The 23,743-nt window shown below is 44.3% G+C and carries 16 protein-coding genes; 9 read left to right on the forward strand and 7 right to left on the reverse strand.

Going from position 1 to position 23,743, the window contains the following annotated elements:
* The first annotated feature begins 59 nt into the window (after positions 1-59).
* The 3 genes from leuS (at position 60) to dusB (ending at position 4,482) form a co-directional block, all read left to right on the forward strand.
* Complete coding sequence (leuS, locus tag LO777_RS07800; protein WP_228857351.1) at positions 60-2,543, forward strand: leucine--tRNA ligase; 2,484 nt, start codon at positions 60-62, stop codon at positions 2,541-2,543.
* A 64-nt stretch (positions 2,544-2,607) separates the two neighbouring features.
* Positions 2,608-3,132, forward strand: a complete 525-nt coding sequence (gene lptE / locus LO777_RS07805; RefSeq protein ID WP_228856953.1) for an LPS assembly lipoprotein LptE — start codon at positions 2,608-2,610, stop codon at positions 3,130-3,132.
* Between the two features lie 411 nt (positions 3,133-3,543).
* Positions 3,544-4,482, forward strand: coding sequence for a tRNA dihydrouridine synthase DusB (gene dusB, locus LO777_RS07810; protein WP_228856954.1), 939 nt, complete (start codon positions 3,544-3,546; stop codon positions 4,480-4,482).
* A gap of 357 nt (positions 4,483-4,839) precedes the next feature.
* Here the strand turns inward: dusB and LO777_RS07815 are convergent, their stop codons facing one another.
* From LO777_RS07815 to LO777_RS07830, 4 genes are all read right to left on the reverse strand, one after another.
* Entirely contained in the window at positions 4,840-6,249 is a 1,410-nt protein-coding gene (locus LO777_RS07815) for a M48 family metallopeptidase (protein ID WP_228856955.1), read from the reverse strand.
* A 19-nt stretch (positions 6,250-6,268) separates the two neighbouring features.
* The gene (locus LO777_RS07820) at positions 6,269-7,294 is read right to left on the reverse strand and encodes an NAD-dependent epimerase/dehydratase family protein (protein WP_228856956.1); all 1,026 of its coding nucleotides are present in this window, start codon (positions 7,292-7,294) and stop codon (positions 6,269-6,271) included.
* Positions 7,270-8,898 (reverse strand): fatty acid CoA ligase family protein, encoded by a 1,629-nt coding sequence (locus tag LO777_RS07825; RefSeq protein WP_228856957.1) that lies wholly within the window; start codon positions 8,896-8,898, stop codon positions 7,270-7,272. Before LO777_RS07825 ends, LO777_RS07820 begins: the two co-directional genes overlap by 25 nt.
* 83 nt (positions 8,899-8,981) lie before the next feature.
* The gene (locus LO777_RS07830; RefSeq protein ID WP_228856958.1) at positions 8,982-9,842 is read right to left on the reverse strand and encodes an alpha/beta fold hydrolase; all 861 of its coding nucleotides are present in this window, start codon (positions 9,840-9,842) and stop codon (positions 8,982-8,984) included.
* A gap of 509 nt (positions 9,843-10,351) precedes the next feature.
* Here LO777_RS07830 and LO777_RS07835 point away from each other — a divergent pair.
* The gene (locus tag LO777_RS07835; protein WP_228856959.1) at positions 10,352-10,552 is read left to right on the forward strand and encodes a cold-shock protein; all 201 of its coding nucleotides are present in this window, start codon (positions 10,352-10,354) and stop codon (positions 10,550-10,552) included.
* A gap of 97 nt (positions 10,553-10,649) precedes the next feature.
* Here the strand turns inward: LO777_RS07835 and LO777_RS07840 are convergent, their stop codons facing one another.
* Positions 10,650-12,386 (reverse strand): NAD-dependent malic enzyme, encoded by a 1,737-nt coding sequence (locus LO777_RS07840; protein WP_228856960.1) that lies wholly within the window; start codon positions 12,384-12,386, stop codon positions 10,650-10,652.
* A gap of 74 nt (positions 12,387-12,460) precedes the next feature.
* On the opposite strand from LO777_RS07840, the gene LO777_RS07845 reads away from it, so the two are divergent.
* From LO777_RS07845 to LO777_RS07855, 3 genes are all read left to right on the forward strand, one after another.
* A complete protein-coding gene (locus tag LO777_RS07845) occupies positions 12,461-13,510 on the forward strand; it encodes a KamA family radical SAM protein (protein ID WP_228856961.1) in 1,050 nt (349 codons plus the stop codon).
* 240 nt (positions 13,511-13,750) lie between these two features.
* Positions 13,751-15,352: a sensor domain-containing diguanylate cyclase gene (locus tag LO777_RS07850; RefSeq protein ID WP_228856962.1), complete on the forward strand. Its 1,602-nt coding sequence runs from the start codon at positions 13,751-13,753 to the stop codon at positions 15,350-15,352.
* A gap of 70 nt (positions 15,353-15,422) precedes the next feature.
* Positions 15,423-16,115 (forward strand): DUF6901 family protein, encoded by a 693-nt coding sequence (locus LO777_RS07855; RefSeq protein WP_228856963.1) that lies wholly within the window; start codon positions 15,423-15,425, stop codon positions 16,113-16,115.
* Between the two features lie 74 nt (positions 16,116-16,189).
* On the opposite strand, the gene priA is transcribed toward LO777_RS07855, so the two are convergent.
* Positions 16,190-18,688, reverse strand: coding sequence for a replication restart helicase PriA (gene priA, locus LO777_RS07860; RefSeq protein WP_228856964.1), 2,499 nt, complete (start codon positions 18,686-18,688; stop codon positions 16,190-16,192).
* Complete coding sequence (gene galU / locus LO777_RS07865; protein WP_228856965.1) at positions 18,688-19,560, reverse strand: UTP--glucose-1-phosphate uridylyltransferase GalU; 873 nt, start codon at positions 19,558-19,560, stop codon at positions 18,688-18,690. Before galU ends, priA begins: the two co-directional genes overlap by 1 nt.
* A 419-nt stretch (positions 19,561-19,979) precedes the next feature.
* Here galU and hrpA point away from each other — a divergent pair, with 419 nt between their 5' ends.
* On the forward strand, positions 19,980-22,631 hold the full coding sequence (gene hrpA / locus LO777_RS07870; RefSeq protein ID WP_268907531.1) for an ATP-dependent RNA helicase HrpA: 2,652 nt from the start codon (positions 19,980-19,982) through the stop codon (positions 22,629-22,631).
* On the forward strand, positions 22,631-23,740 hold the full coding sequence (locus tag LO777_RS20005) for a DUF3418 domain-containing protein (protein WP_268907557.1): 1,110 nt from the start codon (positions 22,631-22,633) through the stop codon (positions 23,738-23,740). Before hrpA ends, LO777_RS20005 begins: the two co-directional genes overlap by 1 nt.
* Positions 23,741-23,743: the final 3 nt, after the last annotated feature.

The following is a 23,743-nucleotide window of genomic DNA, read 5'->3' on the forward strand; positions in this document are numbered from 1 at the left end:
AGGGTCCGCTTGAAAAATGTACAGCCGACCTGAAAGCTTTTTGAGGCCGCAAAATGACGATGAACCATAAAACTGACAGCAGATACGATTTCAACACTATTGAAGAAAAATGGCAGAAAATATGGGAAGAGAAGAAAATCTACCGGGTCAATGAAAAGAGCACAAAAGAGAAATATTACGTTCTGGAAATGTTCCCCTACCCTTCCGGCCGGATCCATATGGGCCACGTAAGGAACTATTCCATCGGGGATGTCATTGCCAGGTATAAAAGATTGAGAGGTTTTAATGTCCTTCACCCCATGGGGTGGGACGCTTTCGGTTTGCCCGCAGAAAATGCAGCCCAGAAAAACAACAGCCATCCTGCTGACTGGACCTATTCCAACATAGATTACATGCGCAGACAATTGCGTAGACTTGGCCTTTCCTACGACTGGCAAAGAGAAATTGCCACCTGTAATCCAGAATATTATCGATGGGAACAGCTGCTCTTTATCGAAATGTTCGAAAAGGGGATCGTTTACCAGAAGGAAACCAAGGTCAACTGGTGTGAAACCTGCCAGACGGTTCTTGCCAACGAACAGGTCATTGAAGGATGCTGCTGGCGCTGTGACGAGGCTGTCCATCCGAGAGAGATGAGCGGCTGGTTCTTCAAAATTACCGATTATGCCGAAGAACTGCTTGCTGACCTTGATCTTCTCAAAGGCTGGCCAGAAAAAGTCATTACCATGCAGCGAAACTGGATCGGTAAATCCACCGGACTCACCTGCAATTTCAGCGTGGATGGCTCCGAGCTGACTATTCCTATTTTTACCACCCGGCCGGATACTATTTTCGGTGTAACCTTTATGTCAATCGCACCGGAACATCCCCTCCTGGAAGAACTTGTCCAAGGCACGGAAAAAGAAGATGAAGTTAAAGAATTTGCAAAAGAAATCATCATAGAAAAACAACGCCGGAATATTGAGGAAGAGCCTGAAAAACGCGGTATTTTTACCGGCAGATACTGTATTAATCCATTTGATAATTCAAAAATTCCAATCTATGTTGCCAATTTTGTTCTCATGGAATATGGCACTGGAGCAGTCATGGCCGTACCTGCCCACGATGAAAGGGATTTTGAATTTGCCCGCAAATACAACCTGGAAATACGACCTGTCGTTCAGCCTGATGACACCATCCTCGATCCAGCAACCATGGAAACGGCCTCAACCCTCCCGGGCACCCTTGTGGATTCGGGAGAATTCACCGGAATGGATTCCGTCAAAGCCCAGGCGGCAATCATCGCCTACGCGGAACAGCATGGCTTCGGTGGTCCCCATGTCACTTACAGGTTACGGGACTGGGGCATCTCCCGACAGCGGTACTGGGGCGCCCCCATTCCCATGGTACATTGTGAAAAATGCGGCGTCCAGCCGGTAGCCTGTGAAGAGCTTCCAGTCCTGCTTCCCGAAGATGCAAAAGGGGAAACATGTTCCCCCCTGCACCAGAGGCAGTCGTTCATTAAAACAACCTGCCCTCAATGCGGAGCAGCAGCCAGACGGGAAACGGATACCATGGATACCTTTATGGAATCCTCATGGTATTTTGCCAGATACACCTGCCCCCGTTTTATCGACGCGCCTCTGGACAGGGAAAAAGCCTCTTACTGGCTGCCCGTAGACCAGTATATCGGTGGCGTGGAACACGCTATCCTTCATCTCCTCTATTCACGTTTCTTCACCAAAGTTTTAAGAGATCTCGGCTACCTTGATATTGACGAGCCTTTTACCAATCTGCTCACCCAGGGGATGGTCATTAAAGATGGCTCCAAAATGTCAAAGTCCAAGGGAAATGTTGTCGACCCACATGATCTCGTTCAACAATATGGTGCTGATACAGTCCGTCTCTTCAGTCTTTTTGCTGCGCCCCCTGAACGTGATCTGGAATGGAATGCCCAAGGTGTTGAAGGTGCTTCCCGTTTTTTAAACAGGGTGTACAGATTTATCTCTGCACACAGGGACATACTAGTGCAGCATCAGGATATTCCTGTCCAACCAGGTCCGGATGGAAAAGCTCTCAACAGAAAAACCCATCAGACCATTAAAAGAGTTACCGAGACGATTGAAAATAATTTCCATTTCAATACGGCCATTAGTGCCATGATGGAGCTGTTCAATGTCCTTTCATCCCTTGTGGGTGACTCTGGTGAATCCCAAGTTGAACCCGGGATTATAAAAGAATCAGTCACAACCCTGCTCGTTCTTCTTTCTCCCATGGTGCCCCATTTCACTGCAGAAATGTGGGAAATTGCCGGTAACCCGGGGAGTGTCGAGGATCAGCCATGGCCTGTATATGACATAGAAGCCGCCAGAGAGGAACTGCTGACAATTGTAGTTCAGGTTATGGGAAAGGTAAGATCACGGCTTCAGGTGGACCCGGATATCAGTGACGAGGAGCTCATAAAACTGGCCATGTCTGATGAAAATGCCCGGAAATTCATCGCAGACAAGCCTGTGCGAAAAACAATTGTCGTAAAGAAGAAACTTGTTAATATCGTCATTTGAGACTACTCTTGACGGACATTAATATCATCTTTTTTTCAAACACGTACATTCCAGGAGAAAACACGTGAAACCTGTATACCGCTTCCTGCCTGTTCTTTTTATTGTTACATTTTTGATGGTTTCCTGCGGATATCATAATCCGAATATCTATACAGGACCTGCCAGATCAATATATATAACTGAATGGAAAAACCGTACCAACGTAATGGATCTTCATTCCAAAATTTACAGATCCCTTACAAAATGGTTCCAGAAATCATCCTCCATTTCCATTGTTAACAGCAAGAAAAATGCGGATCTTATTCTTGCCGGAGAAATTGTTTCCATTGATTTGCCGAGCCTCTCCTATGGTATTGACAGTACTACCAATGAGGTAAAGGTTCGCCTGCGGATCAGGTATATTCTCAAAGAAATTGCCACCAATAAAATTCTTCTTGAAATTCCGAATGAAGTCTGGACCCAGGAATACCTGAGTGGGACATCTTCCAGTGAAAATGCTGACAATGAGACCGAGGCATTGAATATCATCATTGAGGATCTGGCACAGAAGATTTATCGTAACTCCATTTCCGGACTTCCACAGCTCTGAAAATAACCGTAAATTTTTTTTGAGAACGGGTCTGTTTACAACTGAAGGGTACCCTGAAAAATTAGAATTTTCGTTCGAGATCAAGGAATAGAAAAATTTAAAAGCGCAGCATATTGAGCATATGTGAGCATTTTTCATTTTTCTGTAACGCAGAGACCGGACGAAAAAGCCATTTTTCAAGGTGGCCTGAAAACAGACCCGTTTTTGAACACTGGTCTTCTGTAATTATCTCCCATTTCATTCATGATGGACTCGTAAAAACTCCGATCTACTGCGTTGTGGGGTGATCGTGTAATGCTCGACGTACTCCATGTACGCCTGCGCTTACACGACACCACCACGCCTTGCATATCGAAGTTTTTCCAGAGTCCATCTGAGAACGTTGAACGACTTTTTACGAGATCATCATTCATGGTTACGATTGCCGGTTTCTCTCTTGATTCACCGTTTATACTTGCCCCCCTTGCAGGCTACACAGATCTGCCCTTCCGCCTTCTCTGTCGCAGGTACGGTGCCGGCTATTGTGTTTCTGAAATGATCAGCTGTCACGGAATTACCTACAGACAGAAAAAGACACTGGGAATGCTCCAGACAACTGAAGAGGAACAACCCGTTTCTTTCCAGCTTTTTGGCAATGATCCCGATATTATGGCAGAAGCAGCTTCAATTATGACTGAATACCACCCGGCCATGATTGATATTAACATGGGATGTCCCGTTAAAAAAGTGACCAAGCGGGGAGCAGGGGCCGCACTGATGTCTGAACCACAGCTTGCAGAACAGATTATAAAAAAGGTGATCAGTGCAACCAATCTTCCCGTCACAGTTAAAATCAGATGCGGGGTCAATGCAAAACAGATCAATGGTGTTACCTTTGCCCGTATGGCGGAACAGGCAGGTGTATCAGCCATTGCCGTTCATGGTCGGACTTGGAGTCAGGGTTTTTCAGGCAGTGCCGACCATACTGTTCTTGCTGAAATAAAGAAATCAGTTGCAATTCCGGTCATCGGAAACGGTGACATTCTTAGTTATGATGAAGGACTGAAACTGATGCAGGACACAGGATGTGACGCAGTGATGATCGGCAGAGGAGCCCTGGGGAACCCCTGGATTTTTTCCGGAAATAACAGGCCGGATTCCTGTGAAAAAATTAAATCAGCAGCACTGGAACATCTTGATCTTATAGAACAGTTCCTCCCGGCTGACCGTATTCTGGGGTATATCAAGAACCACATCAGCAGATATTTCAAGGGCTTGCCGGGAAGTTCCAGGATCAGGCAGAAAATTTTCTCCTGTCACTCAGTCAGGGAATTAAGAGAGGAAACACTGGAAAGAAGTTTACATCGTTAAACTGTATCACCTCATTGCAAAAGTTTTACTGTCTGACAAACGAAGTATTCAGGAACTTTGGATACACCGTCGCCTGAACTGATGGAAAATACAGATTAATTCGTTCCTAAATCCTGCAATTGGCAAGTTTTTCGGAGATGCGAGGCATCAAGGGCGCAGACGTATTAACATACTTCAAGCACTTGATAACGAAGTAGATTCGATAAAATTGCCAATCCCCCAGGGCAAGGGAATAAAGAAAAAACAATCTCACTCTAATAGTGAGTAGTACAGCCCCTACTGTAATATTAAAACTATCTTTTTATACATTATAAATATTTTTTCTTTGTTCCCGAAGTGCAGGATTTAGGTCGTTGATCATTTTCGCAACTGTTTTATTTTTTTTAATAATTTTGTACTTTCTTCGCGAATTTTTGGCGAAAGATCTTTACTGTTCAATGCGCTTCGAAAACTCATTTTAGCGAATTTGAGTTTGCCCTCATAAAGATAAAACTTCCCCAGATAGTAAGAGGAAAGACCATCGTGATTTTCATCGGCCGCAATTTTTCCCAATTGAAAATAAGCATCTGAATATTCCGGCATTTCAACAACAACCCTTTGCAGGTAGTTTCTTGCCTGTTCTGTCATTCCAAGCCGATAATAGATTTTCGCCAGAGCAAAAGTTGCATACATATCGAGATTATTTTTCTGTAACACATTTTCAAATGTATGTTTTGCAGCCTGCAACCTGCCTTCATCAAATTCTATCATTCCCCTGTCGGTCAGTAATATTGTTTTATCCGGAAAAAACTGAATGACCTTTTGAAGATATTCCAGGGCATGTCTATAATCATTTTCCTTGCGGGAAATCTGTGACAGACCATAATCAGCCATGATACGGGAAAACTCGGATGTTTTTTTATCCGCAAGAATTGAAGCCAGAGCAGCTTTCAATCTGGTTGCATCTTTAACCTGTGAGAGAATTCTGTATTTAAACCGCATGAAGGCAAAATCATTTCCCTTCATAAAATGATGCTGTATATGCTGGCCTTTTTCTATATCAACCAGGGACTGAATATACTCAAGTCTCGCCTCGGGATTAGGATGCGTCAACAGGTACTGGGGCAACTTGTCACTTCTGTAACGGGCAATTCTGCGCATGGCTTCCAGCATTTTAACCTGCCCCCGCGGATTTCTACCCATTTTTTCCATCCATTCAAAAGCAAGCAGATCTGCCTCTTCCTCATCGATCCGGCTGTAATGAAGATTGATACTCTGCCCTGTTGCCAGCGCCCCGGTCAAAAGAACAGGGGCGACTGTCCCTCCGAAAGCCACAGCGGCCACAGCCATACCAAGGGTTGCCAGGCTTGTGTATTTTCCCTTTTCTACCCTGGACGCCAGATGTCGTTTAACAATATGACCAATTTCATGGGCTATTACGGAAACAAGCTCATCTTCTGACTGCATGGTACCAATTAACCCGGAATGGAGAAAAATGAGCCCGGATGGTGCCGCAAACGCGTTGAATTCCTTATTGTTTATTACAAAAAAATGATAGTCAAAATACTGTACTCCTGCAACGTCAAGAATACTTTGACCAAGATCATTAATGTATTGCGATATATCCGGGTCATCAATCAGGTCAAAGGATGACCGGACAGAATAGAGCAGTTTTTCTCCCAGCTCACGCTCATCACCAATTGTAAAGGCAAGCACTCCAGCTGCATTGACAAGACAGAGACAGAATACAAGATTAATGATAATAAATTGAAAAAACAGTTTCCTCATGGTTCAAGAAATACTCCTTTTAAAGCAATGCTTTTGCCCAGGCGACAAGCATTTTCATTCCTTCCTCGAGGGAAACAATCGGTCTGTAATTCAAGTCCTTTTCAGCATTCTCATGTGAAAAATAATGGGAATGAGCAAGTTGATAGGCGAGAAATCTGGTCATACGAGGCTCCCCTTGCAGTCTGAACAGTGTATACATCATTTCATAAACCGCCCCGAGTCTGCGTGCAACCGTAAAAGACACTTTTTTTTCTACCGGTGGTATTCCCAGTTCCATAAAAAGGGTGTTGATCCACTCCCACAGAGCAACAGGCTTTTCCTGGCCTATAAAATAGGCTTTTCCTCCGCTGGTTGCCGATGTGGAGAGGTTCTCCGCAGCAAGAACATGAGCATGGGCAACATTTTCTATAAATGTGATATCCACAAGGTTTTTTCCCGAACCGACAATGGCGAGTTTTCTCTTTCTCCCACTTTCAATAAGCCGGGGAACAAGATGGGGATCTCCCGGCCCCCAGATCAGATGTGGTCGAATGGCACAACTTTTCACAAGTTGATTATTGGCCATAAGCACCATCTTTTCAGCCAACACCTTACTCCTGGCATAATGACATAAAAACCGTGTCGCATATGGCAGAGACTCATCTTCACCGGCTATATTCTTTTTGCTGAAAACAACAGATGGTGTAGAGGTATAGACAAGATACGGGACACCGTTTTTCCTGCAACCCTCAAGAACATTTTCCGTACCGACCACATTGATATCATAGTACGTTTTCCATTTCCCCCAGATTCCAGCCAAAGCTGCAACATGGAACACACAGTCAACCCCTTTTGAGGCCCGGATCACAGCCTGTCTGTCGCGTATATCTCCTACCCTGCAGTCAACACCAAGTGATTCGATATCAGGGTAACGATTTCTACCAATCACCCTGCACTTTACATTATTCTCAAGGAGCAACCGAACTACTGCCTTGCCGACAAAACCACCACCACCTGTTACCAGTGCCGTATCTATATTTTTCAGGAGAGTTTCTCTTCCGCCCATAATGTAAGTTTCTCTCGGAATATTTTAGCGTTGTGACGGATATCAACAGGAAAACTTTCATGTATAAGAAAATATTTTACAGCCTCTGTAAGCGAATTTTCTGATGCCAACGTCTCAATTTCAGCCAGCAATCTGTTCGAATCTGTCTTTTTGATATCATACGGTTCTACAATCAGGGCAGCATCTGCACATTTTCCCTGCTCGTCTCTACCGATTCCAACCAGGGCTGAGCGATAGACATCCGGGTGCTCATTAATGATCGCTTCACAGGGAACAGAATAGAGGGTTCTGTCAGCAAGCTCCACGCGGTGTGCCTTCCTTCCGCAAAACCAGAGCCTTCCTCGTTCATCAAAATACCCCATATCCCCCATGCGGTGCCAGAACCCGTTTTCACCCACAATTTTTGCAAGACTGTTTTCTTTGTCATTATTCTCATAGGCTCTTGTTACGACATCACCCTGGACAATTATTTCACCAATGTGGTGGGGCGAAAGTTCTCTGATCTCGCGGAAATGATGTATCGGCCCTTCCACCATCGCGATTATCTTAATATTTATTCCAGGCAGAGGAAAACCCACACAGGTTCCTTTTCCATTCCTGCTTTTTTCCCAGGTCTCAGTGAGAATCTCCCTGCCACTGATAGAAGCTATGGGCAGACTTTCAGTAGCACCGTACGGAGTATAAATGTCTGAGGTTTCAGGGAGTATTTTTGTTACTCTCTGGAGAAGATCCCAGGGAACCGGAGCCCCTGCCATGAGAATTTTCCTTAGACTTTTCAGTATAATATCCCTTTTCACACAATACCTGCCGACCACGTTCCATATTGCGGGCGAGCCGAAAGAATAGGTGACATTATAATGATTTATCGCATCAATAAATTTCTCAGGATCAACCCTCGCCGGGCGTGTGGGATCCATGTCAGGAATAACAGCACAGCCTCCAAGAGCTGTTGTAAAGAGGGCAAATAACGGAAATGCCGGCAGGTCAATGTCACCCTCCCCTATCTGGTAGTAGTCACGAATCAACCGGAGCTGGGCTGCAAAAATCGAATGTTCATAGCGGACCCCTTTTGGCGGACCTGTGGAGCCGGTAGTAAAAATAATGGCAGCAAGGTCATCCCGGGATGGTTTGAATATTTCCGGAAGGGATGCGTTCCCTCCTTTTCCACCCTTTCGTATATCCCCCCCAAACAGATTAAACGGAGACAGTCCGCAGCAGAATCTCTTTTTTACAGACTGAAACTGTTTTCTGAAAACCCGGCTGAAGAGAACCGCTTTGGGAATACCGATCAACACATCCGGACGTACCCTCTCAATGCAGCCAAGCAGATTTTTATATCCCATACCGGGGTCAATTAAGACTACCGGCGCCCCGATCTTGAACAGTGCAAATGTCAGACAGATAAATTCTGCTGAGGGTTTGACCATCAGCATAACCCGATCACCAGCCTCAACACCCTGTTCTTTGAGGTAAACAGCAAACCTGTCAGACAGCATATTCAACTGGCCAAATGAAACTCTTCTCCCGCTTTTGGCCTCGATGAGTCCCGTTTCATCTTTTTTACGCCTGGAAATTCTCTGTAAGGTTTCCGCTATATTTTCCACAGTCGTCCCCCTACGGGTATCAGTTCATACAAGCTGCGCCGGGGATATGGGCACAGCTTCAGAAATCTCTTCATCCTCTTTGTTCAACTCAAAAAAAACCTCAACAAGAGGTTTGATTTCCTGAAATGTGTCTTCAAGAACATAATGGCCTGCATCAAAAAAATAATGGGTTTCGCAATCAGGAAATCGATCAATCCACTGGTCGAAAAAAGAATCATTGAAGCAAAAATCCTGCCCTCCCCAAAGGAGAAGCAGGGGATATTTCGTTTTTTCAGACGTTCAAGGCCGTTTTCTATCGCAACAAGACGATTATAACTGGGATGTCGTTTGTTCATGGGAATGTCTTTCACAAACCTGAACACGGCAATCCTGTTTTCCCAACTGTCATAAGGTGCCAGGTAGGCTGCGGCCACTTTTTCAGGCAGTTTCTTCCTCACTGCCATAAATCTGGCAGACCCGGCAAAACCATTCAATTTCCTGACAAGAAAATCCCCAAGCAACGGAATTCTGCAGATGCCAATCCTCAGCGGCATACGGTTTGAACGAAAAGCCGCACTGTTCATGACAACCAGTCTCTCAATCATTTCGGGATGATCCACCGCATATCCAAAGCCGATAGCTCCCCCCCAGTCGTGGACAACCATTGAAAATCGTTTTATTTTAAGATGTTTTAACAATTCTGCAAGATTATCAATATGCCCGGCAAGATTATATTGATAATCTGCAGGCTTATCTGACAATCCGCATCCCAGATGGTCAGGAGCAATAACCCGGTATTGTTTCCTGAGAAGAGAAATGAGCCTTCTATAATAATACGACCAGGTTGGATTTCCATGAACCATTATGACAACTGGTCCCTGGCCTTCATCAATATAGTGCAGGTTACCATCTTTCAGTGAAAGAAAGCGGGATTTAAAAGGATACTCGGGATATTTTGTTTTCAAAACGATCCATTATTAAAAAATTAATTCTGAACAAGTCATAATATCTTCAACCTGGCAGCAGGTTGCCGGCAATCAGAAAAACAGAGACAGTCTGCCAACCTGAATGGCAGATCGCTGACACGGATTTCTCCGGAGACTCTTATTCTACAGGACTATTTCAATTACTTTTCCATATGCTTACACCATAATGGCATTACCAGGAATTACATTATCACATACGCTCGCAAAGCTAATCAAATATGAGCAAGAGTACAATTTTTTCCATTTTTTTCTTCAAATTCCTGTCACTATCTTCACCGGATCACAATAAATCTGTTGCTTTTATTCATATGTTATGCTAAACGGTTTCTATTGCTGCACTATTGTAGGTCTCTAAAAAAATAATTTGATCTATACACAAGCCTGATGGTTTTGTGCCTTTGTCTGGAGTGCAGTAACAAATCATCTGACCCAACGGTCGGAAATATATTAACAGTTCATGTTGAACTGAGCACAAGAGGAGTAGTACTATGGCAGAAGGAACAGTTAAGTGGTTTAATGATGCAAAAGGATTTGGTTTTATCGAGCAAGATGGTGGACAAGATGTTTTTGTGCATTATTCCGCTATCGTAACTGAAGGTTTCAAATCTCTCGAAGAAGGTTCCAGGGTCAGCTTTGAAATAACGGACGGCCCTAAAGGTCCTGCTGCCGAAAATGTTCAGAAACTGTAATTTTCAATAGTAGACGACAAAAATAAAAAACCCCGCTCAATTTAAATTGAGCGGGGTTTTTTATTTTTTTCTTTATGTACAAAAAAACCTGGGTAAATCACATGGGCACCAGTGGCAGGTATTGTGGTTTCCATCTGATATTATCAATCAGTTTCTCCATCCTTGCTCTATCATCATTGTGCTGAAAATCGGAATAAATACAAGGACGACTGACTCCGTTTTCCACGGCTGACATTGCAACTGCAAGGGCAACTTTTTTGCCTACTGAACTGATTTGACTGACATCCGGCATGAGGTTTCCGCCAGCCAAATCATCAGGAGAAACAGAATCTGCAATTGCACGCGCCGCTGCCGTAAAGAACTGCGGCAACACTTCCCTGGCTCCCGACACCAGAACCCCGAGCCCGACTCCAGGAAAAACAAATGCATTATTGCATTGACTGACCTTGAATGTATCTGCCATGGACTCCATAGTAGCGCATGGACTGCTTGTGGACACAAGAGCTCCATCATCCGTCCACTTGCGCATATTGTGACAGAAAATATCAGGTGTTGAAACATGATGGAAAAGAGGTAAAAGAAGCGGATTATCAGTGTTCTTTCTTATCGCCTCAATAACCTCTTCCCGAAAGCAGAATTCCTGTCCTGACGTTCCAATAAGAGCCGTAGTTCCACTATGCTTGATTACAGTAAGATTGTCGGTTTTGCCGATATCCTTGATCCATGGAAATTCCTCTGGATCTTTTGCGAATTTTTTCTTGTAAAATTCCACACTCCGATTACTTGTAATCAGCCCTTTTGAATCAATGATAAATATCCTGCTAGCTGCTTCTTTTTCCGTCAATCCCTGCATTATCAGGCAGTTCAGTAGCTGTTCTCCGATACCTACTCCTCTTACACCAGCCCCATGTATCAGATAAACCTGGTCCTCCAGTTTTTCCTTCTTTATTTTTACCGCGGAAAAAATAGCAGCTAAAGTTGCGGCCCCTGTCCCTTGAATATCATCATTAAAAGAAATAATTTCATCAACAAAGGCATCGCGTATGGAAAATGCATTATGTTGGAAAAAATCCTCCCACTGGCAAAGAGCATTGGGAAACACATTTCGAAAAGCCCTGACAAACCGTCCCATGAAAGAGAGATATTCCTCTCCTTCAAGTCGCCTGTGTCTCCAACCCAGATATTGATTATCAGCCAGCAGTGTTTCATTGTTTGTTCCCACGTCGAGGGAAATAGGAAGACAATGCCAGGGAGCAATTCCGGCTCCCTGGGTATAAAGCATCAGTTTTCCAAGGCACACGGCAATCCCGCCTGCGCCCTGATCACCGATACCCAGAACCCCCTGGTTATCCGTCACCACGGCTACACGGATATCACGATTGGCATATCTTCTGAGAATATCTTCAGCATTATCGATATTTCCCGGATAAAAATGAAGTCCATTCGCCTGCCTGAACATGGAGGAAAACTTCTGAACGGCCATCCCGACAGTAGGCGTATAGATCAGCCTCATGAAATGTTCAATATTAGACTGTATCAGTGCATGGGCAAGCGTTACATTTCTATTAAAGAGAGAGCGGATGAAGATATACTTTTCAATATCATCAACCTTGTCATCCACTTTCATGCGACTACTTTCAATCTGAGCTTCCAGGTTCCGTACCCCCGGTGGCAGGGAAGCCTGCAGTGCCAGCTGTTCTCTCTCCTTTTTGCTGAAGGCTGTTCCCTTGTTAATATAGCTGCAGGAACTGACGGACGCACCGCTGGCATAGGTAATTATCTCTCTGGTATTTCCGTACTCATCATATTTGAATCTATATAAATTTGCTGACATACCAACGCCCCCTATACATAATCAAGCAAACACGTGATTGACAATTTTCTCTCTTTGCCCCATAATGTTCGGCCATGGAAACATGGCAAAGAATATTACGTAACAGTATCACTTCTCCAGAAGAACTCCATAAACATATAGCATGTGATAGTACCGCATTAGGGGAGGTAATAGCAAACTTTCCAATGCGAATAAACCCATATTTTTTAAAATTAATACAATCAGCCGATGATTCCCTTGGAAAACAGGCTATTCCCTCGCTCGAAGAAATTCAGGATTACACCTGTCTGACTGATCCACTGGGAGAAGATTCACGCAGCCCGGTACCCAATCTTGTCCATAAATATCCGGACCGCGCTCTCTTACTGGTCACAAATCAATGCGCCATGTACTGTCGTTTCTGTACGCGCAAGAGAAAGGTCGGTACAGACAGGCTGCATGTCACTGAGGAAACGTTGCAGGCCGGATACGACTACCTCAGAAAAACACCGGCCATACGGGAGGTTCTCATTTCCGGAGGAGATCCGTTCCTCCTGGAAGATGAAAAAATCAGATCGATTCTCTCCAGTCTCAGGAATATTCCATCCATTGAGGTCATCCGTATCGGGACACGAGTACCCTCTGTCCTGCCCATGAGAATAACAGAAAGCCTGGTGCGAATTCTCAGGAATTTCCATCCACTTTATATAAATACACATTTTAATCATCCTGCAGAAATCACAGAAGAATCTGCCAGAGCCTGTTCCCTCCTGGCTGATGCAGGTATTCCACTAGGTTGTCAGACAGTTCTCCTGAAAGGAGTGAATGACAACCCGGAAACATTGAAGAAACTGTTTCTTTTGCTGTTAAAGATAAGGGTAAAACCGTATTATCTTTTCCAGGCAGACCTGACTCAAGGAACAGATCATTTCCGCACGCGAACCGAAACCGGAATCAAAATAATGCGAAAACTCTACGGTCATATCTCCGGAATGGCTATTCCCACATTTGCCCTCGACGGTCCGGGCGGCAAAGGGAAAATTCCCCTTACTCCACGCTACATCAAAAATAAAGGAAAAAACCTCACTTTTGAGAATTATCTCGGTGAAATCTGTACCTATCCGGAAACCGGCGACGGAATCTGATTTACAGTAGAAAAAACCGGAGTTTTTTTCCACCTGCCTTGCACAGTCCAACTCTTTAACGCTATACTGAAATTGACATGATTTTTTGTCTGGATCTTTAGCCCGCATTTATCATGGTAGACACAGGTTAAGAGAGTTTTAAAAGAAAACTTTGAATATGACATTGTCTGAACTGATAAGAAATGCGGGTTAGCAGTTTCAGGTTGAGGCATGAAACCATGACTGCCTGGTGGTTTTATTTTGAGCATTAGATTTATAAACATCAAACATCTCCCCAAATTATGTGCCATGAACAAGAACGAGTTGCTTGAAAAAATCCTGAGTTCCGACCAGCTGCCGACACTGCCGACCGTCGCCTCAAAGCTCATTTCCCTCACCTCAAAAGAGGATACAACACTTGCTGATATTGCAAATCTTGTTTCCAAGGATATTGCTCTCTCTACGAAAATACTCAAAGTCTCAAATTCGGCTTTCTACAGTTTTCCCCAGCAGATCGGTACAATTAAACAGGCTGTTTCCATCCTTGGGACCAACGCCGTCCGCTCACTGGTACTTTCCTTTTCCTTTCTCTCAATGAAAAAAGGTAAAGGTGAAACACGTTTTAATTTTGAAAAATTCTGGGAACGATCTCTTGCCTCCGCCGTGGCATCAAAACTGATTCTTGAAAAAGTGAAAGGAGCCGACACCGAAGAAATTTTTGTCACCGGCCTGCTGCAGAATCTGGGAGAACTCATTCTGGCCTGTACATTTCCTGCCGAATACGACACCGTCCTGCAGACCATTGAAGAGAAACAATACGACAGTTTCGGTGTGGAAAAATCCACTTTTGGCGCCGATCATTCATTCATAGGAACGGAAGTTGTAAAAAGTTGGGGTTTTCCGAATGTTCTTGTCCTGCCTATCCGATATCATCACGATCCGGAAAAATACACTGGCAAGGATAAAAAAATGCGTGACACCATTCGGGCCATTTATCTCTCCGACCTTCTGATTCGCATCTTATATTCTGAAAAACCTGAAGAATACCACCGACAGTTCAGAAAAGAGGCCAAAAAACTACTCGGTCTGTCTGCCGGTGATATTGAATCAATTTTTGAACAGGTACACTTCAAGGTACAGGAGGCGGGTAAATATTTTAACCTTAAAATCAAGTCAACAAAATCAGTACAGGAGATACTCCAGGAGGCAAATATACGACTCAGTCTTTTGAACCTTGATTACGACCAGATGAATAAGCAACTTATAGAAACAAAAATACATCTGGAGAACCTCACCAGCGAACTTGAAGAAAAAAACCGCCTGCTTGATAATCTCGCTAATATTGATGGACTTACTGAAGTATACAATCACCGATATTTCCAGAACAGTCTTGACCAGGAAATCGACCGGGCCATCAGAAACGAATCTTTCCTCTCCCTTCTTCTTATAGATATAGATCATTTCAAAAAATTCAATGATACATATGGCCATCAGGCAGGTGATTTTGTCCTTAAATCATTTGCCGGTATATTGCAGGATAATATCAGAAAATATGATACACTTGCCAGGTATGGCGGAGAAGAATTCACTATTATTCTGCCAGAAACATCAGGAAAAGAAGCTCTTCATGTAGCTGAAAAACTGAGAAAGGCAATAGAGGAAGCAAGCTTTTTGAACGGCCCTGAAGAATACCATGTGACCGCCAGTTTTGGCCAGGCCTGCTGCAAACCTGCCACCGAAGATGATTTCAGCAAAAACAAGCTCATAAGCATGGCCGACCAGGCACTATATGAAGCCAAGGAAAAGGGACGAAACCGGGTAGCCACCTATACTCCAAGAAAAAAATGGTTTTCTTTCAAATAGGATTCAGGTCCAGCATTGATACTTTAAATTCCATCTAATCTTTCGCAGTTACATACTTTTCTGAAATTATATGATACAAACCAGACGTGAATACAACTACTGTTTTATTTTTGAAGATGGAAGCAAAAAAAATTTCAAAGTAGTCCTGGACGGCAGATCGAGAATAATAAGAGAAACAAAGAAAGACCTGCCATCCTGGACACTGCTGTCTCACCATCAATGTCCACCATGTTCCCTGGATAATGAAACCCATAGCCATTGTCCTGTGGCCGTAAATATTGCTGAACTCGTTTCGACATTTATCCAGTCACCCTCCCATAAAAAATGCACTGTATCCTGTAGTTCTCCGGAACGTCTGGTGAGCAAGGATACAACAGTCCAGAAAGGTCTTTCTTCAATTCTCGGGCTGCTTATGGCCACAAGCGGCTGTCCTGTCATGGATTTTCTCAGGCCTCTGGCCCGGTTTCACCTGCCCTTTGCAACGGTTGATGAATCAGTATTTCGATCCGTTGCTGCTTACCTGCTGCGTCAATATTTTCTTAAAGATGAAGAACAGACGGCAGATTTTGAACTGAACAATATCCTTGGTCAATATGAAGTGGTAAAAAAAGTCAACAAGGGAATGCTGGAACGAATCAGGGATATTAGTGTCCGTGATGCAGACCAGAATGCGATTGTCACCCTCAACAGCCTTGCCCAGATACTGGAAATAGAAATTGAAACCAATCTGGAATCACTGCGCCATTATTTTGTTGAAGAATGAAGAATGGCCTGAACAGTGTGTAATTACCGACAATCCGACAGGTCACATCATATTCTCGGGATCAACATCTATAATCAGCCGACATCCCCCGAAAGCAGATCAGCCTTCTCCTTATCCAGGTGAACCACCATGTCATGGAGTTCATCACTGTTTTTCCCTTTGAGCAATAACTGCCAGCGATACCTGTCCTTTATCTTGTCAAGTGGTGCCGGAGCCGGTCCTAGAACAACCAGTCCTGTATTGTGTTTCTCTGCACCTGCTCTCAGGAAACGTCCGGTCATTATGGCTGTTTTCTGCACTTCCTGTTCCACCCTTCCCTCAATTCGAACAGCAACCAGGCGGACATGAGGTGGGAAGGCAGGAGAGCGCCGTAACTGCATCTCCTGCTGATACAGTAATTCATACTGGTGCTGTTGTGCATAAAGAATAGCATAATGATCTGGCCGCATGGTCTGGATAATAACTTCGCCGGATTTTTTACCCCGACCCGCCCTGCCTGTAACCTGTGTTATCAGCTGGAATGTTTTTTCAGCGGCCCGGAAATCTGGCATGGACAGTCCACCATCAGCCCAGACGATACCAACCAGGGTCACTCCTGGAAAGTGATGGCCTTTGGCAACCATCTGGGTTCCAATAAGAATATCAATATCACCATCCTGCATTTTTCTCAGGAGTCTCAGGAATTGTCTTCTGTCTGCAGTTGTATCTGAATCGATACGGGCCACAACAGCTTCAGGAAACAGCCCCCTCACCTCCTCCTCGACCCTCTCAATACCAAATCCTGCCGGAACAAGATCCATTGATCTGCACTCAAAACAGACGGTCTTTGCCGACAGGGAAAAACCGCAATAATGACAGAGCAGATGATCCCTGTTTTTATGAAGAGTCAATGATACATTGCAATGACTGCACTGAACCGGCGTTCCGCAATCCCTGCAGATAAGTGATGTGGAAAACCCTCTTCTGTTGAGCAGCAGGATGCTCTGGTTTTTCATTTGTAAATTCTGTTTCAGCCGCGCTCTCAGTTCCGATCGTATAATACCTTTTTTTCCTTTTTTCTTTCCGGTATCCCTGTTCAGATCAACAATGGTCACTTCGGGAAGAGGTTTGTCAGCCACTCTTTTTTTCATGCTCAGCAAGGTGTATTTCCCGGAAACGCTGTTGGCATAACTGGTAATGGAAGGAGTTGCCGATCCAAGAATAACCACTGCATCGTGGTTTCTGGCACGGACAACAGCCATATCTCTTCCGTGATATCGAAAACTGTCATCCTGTTTGAAGCCGGTATCATGTTCCTCGTCAACGACTATGAGTCCGGGATCCGGAAGAGGGGCAAAAAGAGCCGACCGGGCACCAACAACTATGCGTGCCTTTCCGGAAAGTGCCTTGTGATACTGATCAAATCTCTCCGCTTTGGTTAATCCGGAATGCTGCAGAACAACCTGATCGCCAAACCGGGAGACAAAATGTGCTTCAAGCTGGGTTGCCAGAGCAATTTCCGGCACAAGAACCAGCACATCCCTCCCCATAGCCAGAGTCTCTTCCGCTGCTCTCAGATACACCTCCGTTTTGCCGCAACCCGTCACACCATGTAAAAGGAAGGGAGTAAATTTTTTTGAACGGATCGAAGGAAGAAGTTGTTCAAGTACGCGGGATTGTTCAGAGGTGAGTTCGCCAGGGCGGGGGAAAAAACTGAGTTGTTCACCAAAGGGATTTCTGTAAACCCGCAAATCCGCCTTAATGACAATTCCATTGCCGACCAGGGATTTCAACGGTCTGGCTGCCGAGGGATAATGCTTCTTGAGATCCCTGAAAGGAACCATTGTGTGATTGCTCTGCTTACAAAGTTTCTGAAGATAAAACAGTACCTTTGATTCCGAAAGTTTCAGAGTGATCCCAAGGGCAACACTGTATTGTTTTTGAAGCGAACCAAAGTCAGTCTCTTCCTCTGAAAACACCTGTTCAATTTTATCTCTTGCAGCAGAGTCTATTTTACAACATGTTTCATATTTTTCCCTTATACTGTCCGTTTCCACAGTCTCCCTGACCAGTATTCTCTTTTTCCTGATATGTTTTCGAATCTCCCTCCCGGTTACCGTATCTTTAAGTAACTTTTTTGTTTCGGCCCCGCTGATCACTCCATTATCCAGTAATTCCCGGCCCCAGGATTCCAGTTGCTGGGAAATGGTTCTCAGTTCTGCCACATTTTTACCGGCAACAAGCTGTTTCACTGATTTCGGAGCAAGACCCGCAGGCAGAGCGGCCTTTATGACCAGACCTGGAGGATAATGATAATATTCCGCAACCCATTTAAAAAAAGGAACCATGTTGGCGTGAAACAGTGGTTTCTCGTCAAGAAATTTTGTAATTCTTTTTACGACAAAATCCTTTTCTTCTTCCAGGCCAGTGGAAAGAACATACCCGGTCACTTTCCTTCTCCCCAGGGGGACCAACACTCTTCTGCCAATAAAAAAACTCCCGTCTTTTCCAGAGCCGGGAGTTTCGTCTTCAGCCGGACAGCTGTACGTCAGACTCCCCCGCAGGGGAGCCGCAACCGCTACTTCAATATGCATTATAGATCAGCCGCAACTTCAAGAATATGTTTTCTCAATGGACCACCAATGTCACGATGGCGCAACCCGTAAGCAATAATCGCCTTGAGATATCCCATTTTATCCCCTGCGTCATAACGGGTTCCATCAAATTCATAGGCATACATTGAACGTTTTTTCGTCAGGGCAAGTAACGCATCCGTCAATTGAATCTCCCCCCCATGCCCAGGAGTAGTTTTTGCCAGAATATCAAAAATATCCGGCATTAAAATATATCTGCCAATGATTGCCATATCGGAATCGGTTGTTCCCGGTGCCGGTTTTTCAACCATCCTGGTGACACGAAAGGTTTTACTGCGACCATTCTCTTCACCTTCAACGATACCATATTGATAGGTTTCATCCATGGGAACCCTCTGGATAGCCACTATGGACTCCCCCACATCATCAAAGAGGTTGAGCATCTGTTTTGCACAGGGCTCATCACTGAGTACCATATCATCCCCCAGAAGGACCATAAACGGTTCATCACCAATAACATGTCTTGCGGTCCATATGGCATGTCCGAGACCAAGCGGTTTTTTCTGTCTGACTGAAACAATGTCGATCAAATTTGAAATATTGTTCAGTTCTTCACCCAGGGCAATTTTGTTTTTTTCTCTCAGAACGGAATCAAGATGAAAATTATAATCGAAATGATTTTCTATAGCCGATTTTCCTTCACTGGTAATAAATATTATCTGGTCAATTCCGGACGCAACAACTTCTTCAACAATGTATTGAATGGTCGGTCGGTCAACAATGGTCAACATCTCTTTCGGTATGGCCTTGGTAGCCGGAAGAAATCGCGTCCCAAGACCGGCTACAGGAATGACAGCTTTACGTATTTTCATAGAAACCTCTATTTCTGAACACAGTCCAGATAATAATTATAAAAATTTTATTCACTCCGATTCTCCATGTTTAACATGAAAAATTCGGGCAGTATGGTATGTATTATGCGGCACAGGTGCTGCTCATTGCCACCTGTTTCTTAGTTTTTTCAGCCGGCTGTTTCTGATATAGATTCAATCACGCAATTGGTTCACCGGAGATATGCTGACTCATTGATACAGATATGTTCAAATGCTTCAACTCATTGAAGACAGAACATATTCTATGGATCTACCAACACCGGTATGCAGGATTGAGATAAAATATACTCCAGCCGCTGTCAAGGCATGTAGACATTTACCATACTTTATCAAGGACATCCATTTTTTTTAGTACTCTTTCCTCAATGGCATCAAATTCCGAACAAAAGAACCCGAAAATGAACAGTTCCATCTCTTATCCGGCAGGGTTGCCGATCACGGCTCGTAAAGAGGATATAATCAACTCTCTTAAAACTAATCAAGTCACCGTTATTGCAGGAGAAACAGGGTCAGGAAAAACCACCCAGATACCCAAAATGTGTCTTGAGGCATTCCCCGACAATCACCGGTTGATCGGCTGTACTCAACCACGTAGAATCGCGGCCTCAACTGTGTCAGCCAGGGTCGCTGAAGAACTTGGTCGGGAAGAAGGATTTGTAGCTTACAAGGTTCGGTTCCATGATCATACCACCCGGTCAACCCGAATAAAATTCATGACAGACGGTGTACTGCTCGCAGAAACCAGGCAGGACCCCGATCTCCTGAAATATGATGTTATCATTGTAGACGAAGCCCATGAACGCAGCCTGAACATTGATTTTCTCCTCGGTTATCTCAAAAACCTTCTTGCCAGACGGTCTGACCTGAAGCTTGTAATCACTTCGGCAACAATTGATACCCAGGCCTTTGCAGAACATTTTAACCATTGCCCGATCCTGAACATCGAGGGACAGACCTACCCCGTCAAGATTCGCTATTGCCCACTGCCGGCGGAAATCATTGAAGAAAGAGAGACCGTTCTTGAGCACTGCGTTGCAGTAATTCGTGATCTTTTCGTGAAAGAATTGCCTGGGGATATCCTTGTCTTTCTCCCGACGGAACGTGATATAAGAGAATGCTGCACTCTTCTTGAAAAATATATCAACTCCGCTGTTATTCTACCCATGTTTGGCAGGCTCCATGCAGCAGACCAGCGGAAGATATTTCAATCATTTAAAAAACCGAAAATCGTCGTTGCCACCAATGTGGCCGAAACGTCGATCACGGTTCCCGGAATCCGATATGTAATAGATTCAGGGTTGGCCAGAATTTCACGATACAACGTCCGCTCAAAGACGACCAGCCTTCCTGTAACAAAAATAAGCAGAGCCAGCTGCAACCAGAGGAAAGGCAGATGTGGCAGGATTGGACCGGGAATTTGTGTCCGTCTCTACTCGGAGGAGGATTATGAGGCAAGACCCCAGTATACACTTCCGGAAATACAACGTTCGAACCTTGCAGAAGTCATCCTGCAGATGATTGCTCTCAGGCTTGGTCACCCTGCAGATTTCCCTTTTATTGATCCCCCCCACTCCAATGCTGTCAGGGAAGGGTACCGTCTCCTCCGAGAACTTGGAGCAATTGATGCGAAAAACCGCCTGACTGGAACAGGCCGGATTATGGCTGACCTTCCCATTGATCCCTGTATCTCTCGCATTATTATTGCTGCAAAAGAATCCAACTGTCTTCGTGAAATTAAAATTATCTCTGCCATTCTTGCTATCCAGGATCCGAGAATCCGTCCGGCGGAACGGGAACAGGATGCGGATATTGCCCATAAAATCTTTGCCCATCCCCATTCTGATTTCATATCTCTTTTAAACATTTGGAACCAGTTTCAGATCTTCAGAGAAGAATCCAGATCATGGTCAAAACTTCGAAAGTTCTGCAAATTACATTATCTTTCCTTCCAGCGAATGCGGGAGTGGCTCGATCTTCACGATCAACTTGAGCGAATTCTGAATAAGCGAGAGGGGTTTGCCAATAACAGTGTCGATGCATCCTATGAACAGGTCCATAAGGCGCTTCTACCCGGCTTTCTGCGCAATATTGCCTGTAGAAAAGAAAAAAAAATCTACAAAAACACCCGGGAGCGGGAACTGATGATTTTTCCAGGTTCCCATCAGTTCAGCAGGAGTGGAGAATGGATTGTTGCGGCTTCTTTTATTGAAACCAACAGGCTCTATGCCCTGACCATTGCAACCATTGAACCGGAATGGATTGAAACTGTCGCACCGGATATCTGTAAATATTCCTGGTCTCACCCGGCTTATCATAAAAAAAGCGGTTCTATCATGGCCCTGGAAAACGTATCCCTTTTCGGTCTGCGTATCATCTCAGGTAGAAAGGTAAACTTCGGCAGACGTCATAGGAAAAACCGCAAAGAAGCCCGAGATATTTTTATCAACAGTGCCCTTGTGCAAGGGGAGCTTATTGGGAAATACGCTTTTCTCAAACATAACCTTACCCTGGTCAAATCATGGGAAGAGACGGAAGAACGGTTGAGAACAAGAAACATTGTCGTCGATCCCCTGGTGTTACATGATTTTTATAATGAAAGGTTACCGGAATCAGTGTTTGACCGAAAAAGCCTGAATGGCTTTTTAAAACGTAAAAAAAACAAAACCTTTCTCTTTATGCGGGAAGAAGATATCCTCCTCAGAAAGCCGGGAGAAAACGAACTGGCAGATTACCCACATTCGGTAGCTGTCGGGAATATGACCATTCGCCTCGAATACAATTTTACGCCGGCTGCGATCAATGACGGTGTTACGTTCAGATTGCCGGCAGACTTTGCCCAAAATGTCTCCGAACATTTTTTTGAATGGCTGGTTCCGGGACTGCTTCATGAAAAACTCACCTTTCTTCTGAAAGGACTTCCGAAATCAATACGTAAACAACTGGTCCCGGTCAACAGAACTGTCGATACCATTCTGGATGATATCGATCTTTATCGCGGCTCCTTTTTGGGGCTGTCGAATCCTCCATACTCAAGCATTTCAGGCTACTGATACGTCGATCTGACTGGCCCTCGAATCTTCCTTCACATTTGAAGCCAGGATTTCTCCTCTTTGATGAAAAGGGAAATACTATTGCCAGGGGAAAAGATTTGAAGAAACTTCTTGAGGAAAAAATAATCCGGCCTGTCAATTCCTCAAAAATTCCCACTGATCCCCAAATAACCGCACTGATAAAATCCTGGGAGGAAAAAGAATTTACAACCTGGGATTTTTCCGACCTTCCGAAAGCTCTACCTCTTTATACCACCAGCGGTGATGGCCTCGGATTTCTTTTTCCCTTTCTTTATTTTGTCAAGGAAAAAGGTGTAATAAAGATCAAATTTGAGCGAAACAAGATCACAGCACAGGAAAAAAATCGCACAGGAATGCTGCACCTGTACAGGTTGCAGTTTCCGGGACAGTACAGATCTGTAAAAAAAATGTGCACAACAACCCTTTCCGGTCCCTCAGTTCTCAGTTTCTTCAGCCATGTCAAAAATCGGCAGGAAGTAGTCAAAGTTGTGCTCGATTTTATAATGCGTTCGCTGTTTGACAACCCCGATGGCGAAATTGAATCCCAAACTGTTTTCAGGGAGAAGGTAGCCCGCATTCAGGAAGAAGGTTTTTATCAGGCTGGTGGTGCGATCTGCAATGAATTGCTGAATCTTCTCAGGATTCGAAAAGAAGTTATGGATACAATAGATAAAACTTTTCCGGCGGGAAAAGGGAAAAACAGTTTTCAAAAAGAAAAAAACCTGTTTTTTACCCGACTCCTGGACGATATCTTCTCTCCCTCATTCCTGTTGACCGCTACAAACAAAGAAATTCAGGATCGTAAAAGATACCTTCAAAGTCTTAAAATCCGTGTTGAACGATTTTCAATCAATCCGGCGAAAGATGATGCCAAAGAAAAACAAATTCATCCACATATCATCAACATGCAACAATTAGAAACAAGGGAAAAAGAATTATCAGGTGAAGGAAAAAAACTCCTGGAAGAATATCAGCGGATGGTCGCTGAATTCCGAATTTCTGTGTTTTCGCCCGAAATAAAAACCGCCATGGTTGTTTCGGAAAAAAGACTCCGTCACCTATGGCGGGAAATATCACAAACATGCTGAGGA

It is taken from the genome of Desulfomarina profundi, assembly GCF_019703855.1.
GTDB classification, from domain to species: Bacteria; Desulfobacterota; Desulfobulbia; order Desulfobulbales; family Desulfocapsaceae; genus Desulfomarina; species Desulfomarina profundi.

What these genes read in the sequence shown, in the direction of transcription:
- leuS (WP_228857351.1), top strand. Translation starts at nt 60, where the DNA reads ATGAACCATAAAACTGACAGCAGATACGATTTCAACACTATTGAAGAA.
- dusB (WP_228856954.1), top strand. Translation starts at nt 3,544, where the DNA reads ATGGTTACGATTGCCGGTTTCTCTCTTGATTCACCGTTTATACTTGCC.
- LO777_RS07815 (WP_228856955.1), bottom strand. Translation starts at nt 6,249, where the DNA reads ATGAGGAAACTGTTTTTTCAATTTATTATCATTAATCTTGTATTCTGT.
- LO777_RS07820 (WP_228856956.1), bottom strand. Translation starts at nt 7,294, where the DNA reads ATGGGCGGAAGAGAAACTCTCCTGAAAAATATAGATACGGCACTGGTA.
- LO777_RS07835 (WP_228856959.1), top strand. Translation starts at nt 10,352, where the DNA reads ATGGCAGAAGGAACAGTTAAGTGGTTTAATGATGCAAAAGGATTTGGT.
- LO777_RS07840 (WP_228856960.1), bottom strand. Translation starts at nt 12,386, where the DNA reads ATGTCAGCAAATTTATATAGATTCAAATATGATGAGTACGGAAATACC.
- LO777_RS07845 (WP_228856961.1), top strand. Translation starts at nt 12,461, where the DNA reads ATGGAAACATGGCAAAGAATATTACGTAACAGTATCACTTCTCCAGAA.
- LO777_RS07855 (WP_228856963.1), top strand. Translation starts at nt 15,423, where the DNA reads ATGATACAAACCAGACGTGAATACAACTACTGTTTTATTTTTGAAGAT.
- priA (WP_228856964.1), bottom strand. Translation starts at nt 18,688, where the DNA reads ATGCATATTGAAGTAGCGGTTGCGGCTCCCCTGCGGGGGAGTCTGACG.
- galU (WP_228856965.1), bottom strand. Translation starts at nt 19,560, where the DNA reads ATGAAAATACGTAAAGCTGTCATTCCTGTAGCCGGTCTTGGGACGCGA.
- hrpA (WP_268907531.1), top strand. Translation starts at nt 19,980, where the DNA reads ATGAACAGTTCCATCTCTTATCCGGCAGGGTTGCCGATCACGGCTCGT.